At 66.9% G+C, this 12,403-nt stretch carries 9 protein-coding genes; 3 read left to right on the plus strand and 6 right to left on the minus strand.

All coding sequences use genetic code 11. The features are described 5' to 3' along the window. Nucleotides 1-5: 5 nt before the first annotated feature. Complete coding sequence (locus ACWPMZ_RS09220) at nt 6-1,616, plus strand: GNAT family N-acetyltransferase (protein WP_455703712.1); 1,611 nt, start codon at nt 6-8, stop codon at nt 1,614-1,616. Here ACWPMZ_RS09220 and ACWPMZ_RS09225 read toward each other — a convergent pair. Then, the gene (locus tag ACWPMZ_RS09225; RefSeq protein WP_455703713.1) at nt 1,613-2,824 is read right to left on the minus strand and encodes an FAD-dependent oxidoreductase; all 1,212 of its coding nucleotides are present in this window, start codon (nt 2,822-2,824) and stop codon (nt 1,613-1,615) included. The two genes, ACWPMZ_RS09220 and ACWPMZ_RS09225, sit on opposite strands and share 4 nt — an antisense overlap. A 26-nt stretch (nt 2,825-2,850) precedes the next feature. Between ACWPMZ_RS09225 and ACWPMZ_RS09230 the strand changes: the two genes are divergently transcribed. Further along, complete coding sequence (locus ACWPMZ_RS09230; protein WP_455703714.1) at nt 2,851-4,620, plus strand: cation:proton antiporter domain-containing protein; 1,770 nt, start codon at nt 2,851-2,853, stop codon at nt 4,618-4,620. A gap of 98 nt (nt 4,621-4,718) precedes the next feature. Beyond that, nucleotides 4,719-4,895: a hypothetical protein gene (locus tag ACWPMZ_RS09235; RefSeq protein ID WP_455703715.1), complete on the plus strand. Its 177-nt coding sequence runs from the start codon at nt 4,719-4,721 to the stop codon at nt 4,893-4,895. Here ACWPMZ_RS09235 and alaS read toward each other — a convergent pair whose 3' ends face one another. The 5 genes from alaS to ACWPMZ_RS09260 form a co-directional block, all read right to left on the minus strand. Then, nucleotides 4,896-7,559 (minus strand): alanine--tRNA ligase, encoded by a 2,664-nt coding sequence (alaS, locus tag ACWPMZ_RS09240; RefSeq protein ID WP_455703716.1) that lies wholly within the window; start codon nt 7,557-7,559, stop codon nt 4,896-4,898. Between the two features lie 71 nt (nt 7,560-7,630). Further along, on the minus strand, nt 7,631-8,584 hold the full coding sequence (locus tag ACWPMZ_RS09245) for a diacylglycerol/lipid kinase family protein (protein WP_455703717.1): 954 nt from the start codon (nt 8,582-8,584) through the stop codon (nt 7,631-7,633). After that, nucleotides 8,562-9,383, minus strand: a complete 822-nt coding sequence (locus tag ACWPMZ_RS09250) for a class I SAM-dependent methyltransferase (protein WP_455703718.1) — start codon at nt 9,381-9,383, stop codon at nt 8,562-8,564. Before ACWPMZ_RS09250 ends, ACWPMZ_RS09245 begins: the two co-directional genes overlap by 23 nt. A 178-nt stretch (nt 9,384-9,561) precedes the next feature. After that, nucleotides 9,562-10,632 carry a recombinase RecA gene (gene recA, locus ACWPMZ_RS09255; RefSeq protein ID WP_455703719.1) on the minus strand — a complete coding sequence of 357 codons (1,071 nt, stop codon included), beginning with the start codon at nt 10,630-10,632 and terminating at the stop codon, nt 9,562-9,564. Between the two features lie 154 nt (nt 10,633-10,786). Then, a complete protein-coding gene (locus ACWPMZ_RS09260) occupies nt 10,787-12,394 on the minus strand; it encodes a DUF4139 domain-containing protein (RefSeq protein WP_455703720.1) in 1,608 nt (535 codons plus the stop codon). Nucleotides 12,395-12,403: the final 9 nt, after the last annotated feature.

Consider the following 12,403-nt stretch of genomic DNA (forward strand, 5'->3'; position numbering starts at 1 on the left):
CGCTGATGGCGGAACGCAAGGGCACCGCAAGGCTCGAGATCAGGCAGGCCGTGCCGGCCGACGCGCGCCCGATTTCGGCGCTCGTCAAGCGCGTGTACGGCGACTTCGAACCCTATACGCTGGGCGAGATCCGCGGGCAGTTGAACAACTATCCCGAGGGCTGCTTCGTCGCGGTGCTCGACGGCAAGACGATCGGCTATTGCGCATCGATGCGGATTGCCGCCGAAAAGGCGCTCAGCCCGCATACCTGGGACGAAATCACCGGCAACGGCTTCGGCAGCCGGCACGATCCGACCGGAGACTTCCTCTACGGGTACGAGATGTGCGTCGATCCGAAAGTGCGCGGCACCCGCATCGGACGGCGCCTTTACGAAGAACGCCGCAAGCTGGCCGAACAACTGGAACTCAAGGGCATCGCGTTCGGCGGACGCATGCCCAACCTGCGGCGCCAGTGGCGCAAGGTCGGCAATCCCGAGACCTATCTGGAGCACGTCCTCAGCGGCAAGCTGCACGATCCGGTCCTGCGGTTCCAGCTGGCCAATGGCTTCGAGCCCATCGCAATCCTGCCGAAATATCTGCCCGAGGACACGCTCTCGCGGGGCTTTGCCGTGCACATGGTGTGGCGCAATCCCTTCGTCGACCAGGAAGGGAGCGCCAAGATGCGCGTCCCTCGCGGGGTGGAAAGCGTCCGCATCGCGGCCTGCCAGCTGCAGGCGCGCGCGGTGAAGGACTTCGAGGAATTCATCGGGCAGGTCGAATATTTCGTCGACGTGGCAGCCGATTACGAGGCGGATTTCATCCTTTTCCCAGAGATGTTCACCGTCATGCTGCTCAGCGCCGAAGCGCGCGAACTGACACCGATCGAGGCGATCGAAAAGCTGAGCACCTATACCCCGCGCATCCGCGAAGCGCTGTCCGAGATGGCGCTGAAGTTCAACATCAACATCATCGGCGGCTCGCATCCGACCCGCATGGACGATGGCGACATCCACAACGTGGCCTACGTTTGCCTGCGCGACGGATCGATCCATTCGCAGGAGAAAATCCACCCGACGCCGAACGAAGCCTACTGGTGGAACATCCGCGGCGGGGATTCGATCGACGTCATCCAGACCGATTGCGGACCGATCGGCGTGCAGATCTGCTACGACAGCGAATTCCCCGAACTTTCGCGCCGTTTGGTCGACGAGGGTGCCCGGATCATCTTCGTCCCGTTCTGCACCGACAGCCGGCAGGGCTACATGCGCGTGCGATATTGCTGCGCGGCCCGCGCGATCGAGAATCAGTGCTTCATGGTTCTGAGCGGCAACGTCGGCAACCTGCCCAACGTCGCCAACATGGACATCCAGTACGCGCAAAGCTGCATCCTGACCCCGTGCGATTTCCCCTTCGCGCGTGACGGCATAGCCGCGGAAGCGACGGAGAACGTCGAGACGCTGACGATCAGCGACGTGAACCTTGCCGATCTTTCCTGGGCCCGGGCCGAAGGCACCGTTCGCAACCTCGCCGACCGGAGGTTCGATCTCTATCGTATCGAATGGGACAAGGGCTCGCCGACCGGCGACCTGCCCAACGGTCCCGCGCCGCTCCACCAGGGCGGTCCCGGCGGGGGCTAGTCCGCCGCCGCAGGAGAGCGCACGTGTTCCTGGCGCAGGCTGTGGCCGATGAAATGGCCGGGAATGCGCCGAAGCAGGGGGAAGCGCTCCAACAATCGGAGAGCCGCCGGCGGATCGCGCGGCATATCCGCCCGCCCCTCGACCAAGGGCCGCAGGATGCGTTCATGCGCCTGGCGCTGGACGCCCTGGATGACCCTAGTGGGCCACATGCGCCTGTCCTGCACCTTTGACAGCAGGCCATCGACCGCCTCGCCCCTTGCCAGCGGCGCGACAAGAATGTTGGCCGTCGCCACCGCATCCTGGATCGCCAGGTTGATGCCGACACCGCCCACCGGGCTCATCGCGTGCGCCGCGTCGCCGATCGCCAGCAGGCCCGGCGCGCTCCACTGCGTGAGCCGGTCGAGCGATACGGAGAGCAGCTTTACCGCGTCCCAATCGGGCAGAGCGGCATCGATATCCTCGATCGCGGGCAGCGCGGCTGCCACCTCCTGGCGGAATTGCGCGATTCCCCGCGCTTTCATGTTCTTGGCCCCGCCCTTGGCGATGACCGCCGCGCACTGCCAGTAGTCGCCGCGATCGATCGCGACGAACAGCCGGTTTGCGCGCACCACCCCGCGCAAGGTTGAGCCGGGCCGCGTCTTCGGGACCGCGAACCAAAGGACGTCGATCGGCGCGCCGAGCGATTGCAGTGGCAGGAGCGTGCGGACCAGCGAATCGCGGCCGTCGCACATCAGGATGAGCTTTGCGGCAGCCAGTTCCTCCCCGTCTTTCAACCGAACGCCGCAATAGCGGCCGTCTTTCGTCAGCAGTCCTTCCACCCCGGCCTCCATTTGCAAGGCGAAACCGGAAAAGCGCGTCGCTTCCGTGCGCAGGAAATCGAGGAAGTCCCATTGCGGCATCATGGCGATGAACGGCGCGGGCATCCGCAAGTGGGACAGGTCGCCCACGTTCAGCCGCCGCCCGTTGTAATCGATCTCCGCACGGTCGATCTGGTTGTGCGGCCTTTGCAGGAAACGCTGCAACAGACCCAGCTCGTCGAGGACCTGCATGGTCGATGGGTGGACCGTGTCGCCGCGAAAATCGCGGAAGAAATCGGCGTGCTTCTCCAGCACCCGCACACCGACGCCGGCCCGGGCGAGCAGATAGCCGGCCATCATCCCCGCCGGGCCACCCCCGACAATTATCACATCTGCCGTTGAGTCTGTCATCGAAGGACTGCCATAGACCAACCCCTATGCACGGCGAAGCCATCTCCCCCATGATGTCCGATGCGCTGGTGATCCTCGGGGCCGCGGGGATCGTCATCCCGGTTTTCGCCCGCTTCAGGATAACCCCCGTCATCGGCTTCATCCTGATCGGTCTTCTGGTCGGGCCGTTCGGACTTGGCCGCCTGGTGCCGGATCAGCCGTGGCTCTACTGGTTCACCATCTCCGACCAGGAAAGGCTCGCTCCCTTCGCGGAGTTCGGCATCGTCCTCCTGCTCTTCACCATCGGGCTGGAGCTGTCGTTCAATCGCCTCTGGACGATGCGCAAACTGGTCTTCGGGCTGGGCGCACTGGAACTCGGCATCATCTCCTCGCTGATCGCCGCAGGGCTCGCGGCGATGGGCCAGGGATGGAGCGGCGCGCTGGGCCTCGGCCTCGCCCTCGCCCTCAGCTCCACCGCGCTGGTGCTTCCGATCGCCGGGACGCAGACGCCGGTCGGGCGCGCGGCACTCTCGATGCTGCTGTTCGAAGATATCGCCATCGTGCCGATCATTTTCACGCTCGGCGCACTGGCGCCTTATGCCGGCCAAGAGGGGTGGTCCGGCTTGTTCACCACGATCTGGCAGGGTGTGCTGGTTGTGGCGGTGATGATGATCGGCGGGCGCCTCGCGCTGCCCCGGCTGTTCGCGCAGGCAGCGCGGACCAAGAGCCCGGAGCTGTTCCTTGCGGCCAGTCTGCTGGTCGTCATCGCAGCCAGCCTCGCCACGACACTCGTCGGGCTGTCGCCGATTGTCGGCGCGCTGATCGCCGGGCTGCTTATTGCCGAGACCGAATATCACTCCGAGGTCGAGGCGATCATCGAGCCGTTCAAGGGCCTCGCGCTGGGCGTCTTCCTGATCACCGTCGGCATGGGGATCGATCTGCGCGCACTCTGGGCCAACCTGGGCCCGATCCTCCTTGCCGTGGTCACCGTGCTGACGTTGAAGGCGGTCATCACGGGCTTCCTGCTGCGCCTCATGGGCGCGCGGCGGGGGACGGCAGCGGAAACCGGCGTGCTCATGGCCAGCCCCAGCGAGACGACCCTGATCGTCCTTGCCGCGGCCACCAGCGCGCTGCTCATCGCACCCGAGACCGCTCAGTTCTGGCAGATCGTCACCGCCATCGGCCTGACCGTGACCCCCTTGCTGGCGCGGCTCGGAAAGGTGGTGGCGCGCAAGGTCGAGCCCAATGCGACACCCGACGATCTCGATGCCGACTTTGCGGAGCCTCGCGTCATCGTCGTGGGCTGCGGCCGGGTCGGGCGCCTTGTGGGAGACATGCTCACGGTGCATGGCAGGCCTTACCTGGCGATCGATTCCGATGCCGACCTGATCGCAACTGCCCGCCGTTCGGGATATCCCGCCATGTTCGCCGACGCGGCACGCCCGGCCGCGCTCGAACGCCTGGGCCTGGCGACGGCTCCTGCGGTGATCCTGACGATGGACGAGCCTGTCCTGGCGCAGCGCATCGTGCGCAAGCTGCGCGCCGCCTACCCCGACCTTCCCATCCTCGCCCGCGCCCGCGATACCTTTCACGCCGCCGAATTGTATCGCAGCGGGGCCACGATGGCTGTTCCCGAGACTCTTGAGGCGAGCCTGCAGTTGAGTGAGGCAGTGCTGGTCGAACTCGGCGTGGCGATGGGGCCTGTCATCGCCTCGATTCACGAGAAGCGCGACGAATTCCGCGAGTCCATTCGCGAAGGCGCGGCGCTGGAGCACAAGCCGAAGCTGCGCACCAGCACGGCGGGCGAGCAGCCCTGACGCCGACCGGCGCGATTTTTCGTCCGCGAGCCGAGTTCTTCCGCGCACGCCGGACCTTTCGACGGTGCCAAGGATTGGTTAGGCGAAGGAGAGACGCGATGAGCGACGCAAAGCAGCGGCCCGATGCCGCCCCGAACCCCCACCCGCAGAACCAGACGGACGAGAACAAGGGCACCATCAAAGGGCCCCAGGTAACCGATCACAACATCAAGACGACCGACCTGCCGGCTGGCGCGGAAGGTTCGACCCGCCGCGCAAGCCACGGCAATCGATAGCTAGACGGTCTCGCGCGTAAGGGCGTCGCGCACGGCGGCGATCGCTTCGGCAGCTTTGTTGCCGTCCGGTCCGCCGCCTTGCGCCATGTCGGGCCGGCCTCCGCCGCCCTGACCGCCCAGCGCGCCGACACCGACCCGGACGAGCGCCACGGCATCGTGACGCTCGGTAAGGTCGGCGGTCACGCCCACTCCGACCGTCGCCCGCCCGTCGTTCACCGCAACGATCGCCGCGACGCCCGAACCCAGGCGCTGTTTGGCTTCGTCAATCAATCCCCGCAGGTCCTTGGGGTTCAGCCCCTCGATTACCTGCCCGGCGAACTTGATTCCGGCGATGTCCTCGTCGGCCGAACCGGCAGCATTGCCGACCCCGCCGCCCAGCGCCAGAGCTTTCTTTGCTTCGGCAAGTTCACGCTCCAGCTTGCGCCGCTCGTCGACCAATGCGGCAACGCGCGACTCGACATCATCGGGCGATGTCTTGAGCGTCGCCGCGATCGACTTGAGCGATTCCTCGCGCCCGACGATCCACTGCCGCGCGGCCTCGCCGGTCAGGGCCTCGATCCGCCGCACGCCGCTGGACACGGCGCTTTCGGAAACGATCCGGAACAGGCCGATGTCGCCCGTTGCGCGCACGTGCGTACCGCCGCACAGTTCGACCGAGTAGGTCTGGCCCGCGTCGCGCATGCTGCCCATCGACAGTACGCGCACCTCCTCGCCATACTTCTCGCCGAACAGCGCCATCGCGCCCGCCGCGATCGCGTCGTCCGGGCTCATCAGGCGCGTGCCGACGGCCTCGTTGTGGCGGATTTCGGCGTTCACTTCGGCCTCGATCGCGGCAAGCTCGGACGGGGCCAGCGCCTTGGGATGCGAAAAGTCGAACCGCAGGCGATCGTCGGCGACGAGCGATCCCTTCTGCGTCACGTGGTCGCCCAGGTGATGGCGCAGCGCGGCGTGCAGCAGGTGCGTGGCCGAATGGTTGGCACGGATCCGGTCGCGCCGCGCGGCGTCGACGGTCAGGTGCACGGTATCGCCCACCGCGATACTCCCACGGTCAATCGTGCCGCGCATCGCATGGAGCCGACCAAGGGGCTTTGAGGTATCGGCAATGGTGATCGCCAGATCGGCCGGACCCGCGATCCACCCGGCATCGCCGGTCTGGCCGCCGCTTTCGCCGTAGAATGGCGTCTGATTGGTCAGCACCGTCACATCCGCGCCCGCCTCGGCCCGGTCGACCGACTTGCCGTCGACAACCAGCGCGACCACCCGGCCCTCGCCCTCGGTCGACGCATAGCCGGTGAATTCAGTGCTGCCTTCGCGTTCGGCCAGGTCGAACCATATCTCGTCGTCCGCCGCCGCGCCCGAGCCCTTCCAGGCGGCCCGCGCAGCCGCCTTCTGGCGCGCCATCGCCGCATCGAAGCCGGGCCGATCGACGCCGATCCCGCGGGCACGCAGGGCATCCTCGGTCAGGTCGTAAGGAAAACCGAAAGTGTCGTAGAGCTTGAAGGCCGTTTCGCCGGGGAGTTCGCCGCCCTCGCCCAGCTCGCCGGTCGCTTCGTCCAGCAGGCGAAGCCCCTTTTCGAGCGTCTGGCGGAAGCGAGTCTCCTCGCGTTCGAGGACTTCCTCGATCAGCGCCTGCGCGCGGCCAAGTTCCGCGTAGGCCTGCCCCATCTCGCCCACCAGGGTCGGGACAAGGCGATGCATCAGGGGGTCCTTGGCGCCCAGCAGGTGCGCGTGGCGCATCGCGCGCCGCATGATCCGGCGCAGCACGTAGCCGCGTCCCTCGTTCGACGGCAGCACCCCGTCGGCGATCAGGAAGCTGGTCGAACGCAGATGGTCGGCGATGACACGGTGGCTGGCGAGCGAGGCTTCGTCCGCGCTTGCCCCGACCAGGTCTTCGCTGGCCGAGATCAGCGTGCGGAAGGTGTCGGTGTCGAACACGTTGCGCTGGCCCTGCAGGACGCTGGCAATCCGCTCCAGCCCCATACCGGTGTCGATGCTGGGGCGCGGCAGATCGCCGACGATCTGGTCGGCTTCCTGCAGGTGCTGCATGAAGACGAGGTTCCAGACCTCGACGAACCGATCGCCGTCCTCGTCCGGCGAGCCCGGAGGCCCCCCGACGACATCGGGGCCGTAGTCCCAGAAGATCTCAGAACACGGCCCGCAGGGGCCATCGGCGCCCATGGCCCAGAAGTTGTCCTTGGTGGGAATGCGGATGATGCGCTCGTCGGGCAGCCCGGCGATGCGCTTCCACAAGGACCAGGCTTCGTCGTCGGTGTGATAGACCGTGACCGTCAGCCGGTCCTTGTCGAGCCCAAGCTCCTTGGTGACGAGACCCCAGGCGAGTTCGATCGCCCGTTCCTTGAAATAGTCCCCGAAGCTGAAGTTGCCGAGCATCTCGAAGAAGGTCAGGTGCCGCGCGGTATAGCCGACATTGTCGAGGTCGTTGTGCTTGCCGCCCGCGCGCACGCACTTCTGGCTGCTGGCGGCGCGCGGAGCCGGGGCGGCTTCCAGGCCGGTAAACACGTTCTTGAACGGCACCATGCCCGCATTGACGAACATCAGCGTGGGATCGTTGTACGGGACAAGCGGCGCGGAAGGCACCACGCGATGATCGGCGGCGCCGAAGTAGTCGAGGAAGGCCCGGCGGATGTCGTTCGTCGATTGCATGGGGGCGAGTTAAGGCTTCGCGTGCGCGCGGACAAGACGGTTAAGGCGGTCGAGCCGTTCGCCCCAAGCGATCAACCGCCTCCCTGTGGCCCTGCGACCACGCGCAGCGCCCTTGGCCGTATGCGCAGATTGAGCGGCAGGGGGATGGTCTTGCGCTCTCCGTCCAGCGCGATCTCTAGCGCGGATCCTGGTCCTTCGATGGTCATGTCCCGCACCGTGCAGTCGAGCGCGAAGTCGCGTCGCATGTCCGGACGGCCGACGAGGGTCCGGAAGGCGAGACCCATGACCTGCCACGCCGACAGGGGCGCGAGCGCGAAGACGGACATGCGCCCGTCGGTCAGGCTGTCGCGTACGCCTGGATGGCCTTCGGATATCTCGTAGCGGTTGTTGCCCACGAACAGCATGGCCGTCACGATCTCGATGCGCTCGCCGTCGAGGACAAGGCTGAAGCGGCGTGCGCGCAGGTGAAAGAGGATGTGCAAGGCAGCGACGATCGAGGCGAGGGCCTTGGGCAAGCCGGTGTGCTGGCGCTCCCTCACCAGGTCCACGTAGGCGCCGACCGACACGTTGTTGATGAACGCCTCTCCCCCGCAGTCGCCCACGTCGATCGGCACCGCGGTGCCCCCCGCGGCGAGCTTTGCCGCTTCCTCTAGGTCGAGCGGAACGCCGAGCTGCCGGGCGAAGTGGTTGCGCGTGCCAAGCGGGAGGATCGCGAGTTCGAAGCCGTGCTCCGCCGCCAGGCCCGCAGCCGACCCGATCGTGCCGTCACCGCCGCCGACGACAATGCGGAGCGCCGTGGCGTGGGCCCGCACGGTCGCTTGCACCTGCCTGCCTTCCACCAATTGCGGCGACACCGAAGAGCCGGCAGCCGCGAACGCGGAGACGAGTTCGTCCTGCAAAGCCTCCCCCGCCCGGGAAGCGGTGCCCCCCGAGCGGTTGACGATGACCGGCAGATTGCGGGCAGGTATCGGCTCGCCCGGCGACGAACCGGGGGAACCGTCCTCAGGCGCGTTGGGCGGTGACAAGCCACGCACCGGCGCGAAGGGCCACGACACCATCGCGGCAGTTCTGCCGGGCGAGGTGCCGTATCTTCTCCAGCGTCGCCTGCCGCTCCGCGTCGTTCATCTCCGCCAGGGGGGCCGCCGCCGCGCCGATGCGGGTGAAGTAGGACAGCGCGTCGCCCACCGGATCGTCGCCCGCGCCGGCGATCATCGCGAAATCGAACGCCTCGAAGCGGACGTCTCCCCACCCCGCCGCTTCGAGAATGCCCCTGACGTACTCCCGGTCGGCGAAGGCGAAGGGGCCCGGTGCGCGCGGGTCGGGCGGGCTGGCGGGCGGGGGCAGCAGCTTGCCGAGCTCGGAAAAGGCCGGATTCTCCGCCAGAGGGCGGAAGCAGGAGAACAGCAGGTTCGCCCGGGGCGAGACGTAACCTGCGATGTTGGCGAAGGCCGCGACCGGATCGGCGAAGAACATCACCCCGTGGCGCGAGACGACCATGTCGGTCACCCCTTCCTGCTCGGGGCGCCACGCGGCGGCATCGGCCTCGACGAAGCTGACGTTGCCATGATGGGCACCGCGTTCGCGGGCGACGGCCACTAGCTGCGGCGAGAGGTCGACCCCGGTGACCTGGACTTCCGGGCGGCCGCGGCCGATGGCGAGCGAAAGCTCCCCCGCCCCGCAGCCGATGTCGACCACGTCGCGCATGGGGAAGTCGCGGGTGCGGGCGAGCAGGCGTTCGGTCAGTCCGCCGAAGCTGCGGTCGGTACGCTTCCACTCGGCCGCCCAGCTATCGCCGGTCCGCCCCTGCCAGTCGCGCACTTCCATGTCCGGCACCCTCCTGTCTGAGAGAGTTCCCTAGCGAAGCGCGGTGCGTGCCGAAAGCTCCTTCCCGCGAACGAAGAGGCCGGCGCGGGCCCCGTAGGACTGCCGCGCCGGCTCCGGTTCGTTGCGGCGCCGCTGAAAGGTGACACTAAGTATACACCAGGACAGCGCCGGTTGAGGATCAGTCTTCGGAGTTCGCGTCCGGCCCCGTCATCATCTCCTCGGCGACCTGGTCGGTGCGGCCGCGGATCGCGGCTTCCAGCCTGTCGCAAACTTCGGAATTTTCCTTCAGGTAGGTCTTGGCGTTCTCGCGGCCCTGGCCGATGCGGATCGAATCGTAGCTGAACCAGCTGCCCGACTTCTCCACCAGCCCGGCCTTCACGCCGAGATCCAGAATCTCGCCGATCTTCGAGATGCCTTCGCCGTACATGATGTCGAATTCGACCTGCTTGAACGGCGGGGCCACCTTGTTCTTGACCACCTTCACGCGGGTGGTGTTGCCGATGATCTCGTCACGATCCTTGATCTGCCCGGTGCGGCGAATGTCGAGCCGGACCGAAGCGTAGAACTTGAGCGCGTTGCCGCCGGTCGTCGTCTCGGGATTGCCGTACATCACGCCGATCTTCATGCGCAGCTGGTTGATGAAGATGACCATGCACTTGGAGCGGTTGATCGAGCCGGTCAGCTTGCGCAGCGACTGCGACATCAGGCGCGCCTGGAGGCCGACATGGCTGTCGCCCATCTCGCCCTCGATCTCGGCCCGGGGCACCAGCGCGGCGACCGAATCGACCACCAGAACGTCGATCGCGTTCGAACGCACCAGCGTGTCGACGATCTCGAGCGCCTGTTCGCCGGTGTCGGGCTGCGAGATGATCAGTTCGTCGATGTTGACGCCCAGCTTCCTGGCATAGACCGGATCAAGCGCGTGCTCGGCGTCCACGAACGCCACGGTGCCGCCGTTCTTCTGGCATTCGGCCAGCACGTGAAGCGCCAGGGTGGTCTTGCCCGAGCTTTCCGGGCCGTAGACTTCGATCACCCGGCCCTTGGGCAGGCCGCCGACGCCGAGCGCGATGTCGAGCCCGAGCGAGCCGGTCGAAATGGTTTCGACCTGCATCGTCTCCTTCTGGCCCAGCTTCATCGCCGAGCCCTTTCCAAACGCGCGGTCGATCTGCGCGAGCGCCGCATCGAGCGCCTTCTGACGGTCCGAATCCACTTCCTTGCCTTCCACCAGCTTCAGGTTCGCAGCCGCCATGACATACCCTTTCCACGTTTGGCCAGAGGCCGGTCCGGATTGGCCCGAAAACCCCTGTTGGGAAAGGATGTATCCCATTTGTTCCGACAGAACAAGAGGGGAACGTAAATTTCCTACGCAATGCAGGAAATGGCGCAATTGCGCGGTCTGGCGCTCAGTCCAGGCGGTAGGTGAAGCGCACTTCGCGCGTTCCGCTGGCCGGAACGTCGATATCCGCGACCCGCTCGCCATCCTTGACGCGGACGCCGCGCAATCCGCTGACCGCATTTTCCCCGCTGCCGCCGAGCGATAGCCGCACACGGGCAGCGGACCTTGCGGCGTTGCTGAGCCTCACGCGCATCGTCACCGTGTCGCCAGGCTCGAAGCTAGGCTCGCGGCCGATAACTTCGCATGCGGCGAAAACCTGCGCGCTCTGCCCCATCGCGATCTCGACATCCTGGCCGGCGGCATAGTTGCGCAGTTGCTGTTCGCCTGCGAGGAGGTCGCCGTAGGCGGTCGGCTCGAACACGGTGATCGCGCCGGTCGGCAGCGCCACGCCGAGCCCGTGCTTTGCGTCATTGACCGTCGCCAGGAGCATCTCGGCCGGTACGAAGGATCCGTCCTCCTGGTAGGCCCAGGGATGACAAGCCGCCTTGTAGAGCATTTCGCCCTTCACGCCGCGCCGGTCGAGGAAGGCGACCTGCTTGAGGCCCTTGGCCGATAGGGTTACCGGTTCCGGCACGCGATAGAGCTTGAGGTCGCCCAGATCCTCTTCCTCGGCGACCATGGCCGGGGCGGCCGCCATCTGCCGGGCGGAAACCTTGGAGCCGGTCACGATGATCGCCTCGTCGCTTACGGCGGAAACAGCCATTGGTGGCGGCGGCGGCGCGGGCGGCGGAGGTGCGATTCCGCCATAAGGCGAGCCGTCGGCCGTATGCCCCAGCGGATAGCAGACCAGGTTGAGCGGCCGGGCATCGGGCGGGTCCGACAGCGCCGCATAGTCGCTCTGAACGTTGAGGCGCCCCGCCACGACCATCAGGTCCGCGTCGGGAAAGCTCTGGCCGTTGTCGTTGAGCAGCGTCAGCCAGCTCATCAGCCGCATCCGGACGTCGTCGCCGCGCCCGCCTTCCTCCAGCGTCGCCACGTAGTGCGCCTGCCAGTCGAACCCCCAGGCGAGATATGTCAGCGTGACGGTGTGGGTCCCGCCGCGCTCGTCGCGCGTGTCGATCGAGAACACCGGCTGGGCCGATAGCCCGGCGGGCACCCGGTCGAAGGTCAGCCGTTCGGGCAGGCCCGAACAGCGCACCGCCTCGAAACCGGAGCCGGTCTGCAACACGATCCCGCCGTCGGCCCGTGTGCGGATGATCGCGCTCTCGGCACTTTGCGCTCCGGTCGCGGGATCGGTCCGGGTGATCGTCAACCGGTTGCCGAGAGTTCCGTCGACCAGCGCGCCCGGGCTCAGCAGGTCGGCATTGCGGTTCTTCTCGATCGTCCCCCCGGGCAGGCCGGTGACGATCGCGGTCACGGCCACCATGCCTTCCGCCACGCCTTCGAAGCGGATCGTCGATTCGCCGGGCGGCAGGGTGACGGTGCGAGTCTCGCTGATCATCGCGAAGCCCTGAGGCCAGTCGGCGCGCATCGGCTGGCTCTCTCCGCGGTTGGGATCGCGGTAGAGCGTCACCGCCAGCTTTTGCGGCGCCGAGGCGTCGACCGCGTCGCGGGCAAGCGCCGTCCCTGCCGGCAAGAGCGCCGTTGCGGCCAGAAGGAGCGCCGGAAAGCGCACTTTCCTTCC

Source organism: Tsuneonella sp. HG222 (genome assembly GCF_053819185.1).

Excerpts from the sequence above, each read along its gene's own strand:
- ACWPMZ_RS09220 (WP_455703712.1), top strand. The coding sequence starts at position 6 with ATGGCGGAACGCAAGGGCACCGCAAGGCTCGAGATCAGGCAGGCCGTG.
- ACWPMZ_RS09225 (WP_455703713.1), bottom strand. The coding sequence starts at position 2,824 with ATGACAGACTCAACGGCAGATGTGATAATTGTCGGGGGTGGCCCGGCG.
- ACWPMZ_RS09230 (WP_455703714.1), top strand. The coding sequence starts at position 2,851 with ATGCACGGCGAAGCCATCTCCCCCATGATGTCCGATGCGCTGGTGATC.
- ACWPMZ_RS09235 (WP_455703715.1), top strand. The coding sequence starts at position 4,719 with ATGAGCGACGCAAAGCAGCGGCCCGATGCCGCCCCGAACCCCCACCCG.
- alaS (WP_455703716.1), bottom strand. The coding sequence starts at position 7,559 with ATGCAATCGACGAACGACATCCGCCGGGCCTTCCTCGACTACTTCGGC.
- ACWPMZ_RS09250 (WP_455703718.1), bottom strand. The coding sequence starts at position 9,383 with ATGGAAGTGCGCGACTGGCAGGGGCGGACCGGCGATAGCTGGGCGGCC.
- recA (WP_455703719.1), bottom strand. The coding sequence starts at position 10,632 with ATGGCGGCTGCGAACCTGAAGCTGGTGGAAGGCAAGGAAGTGGATTCG.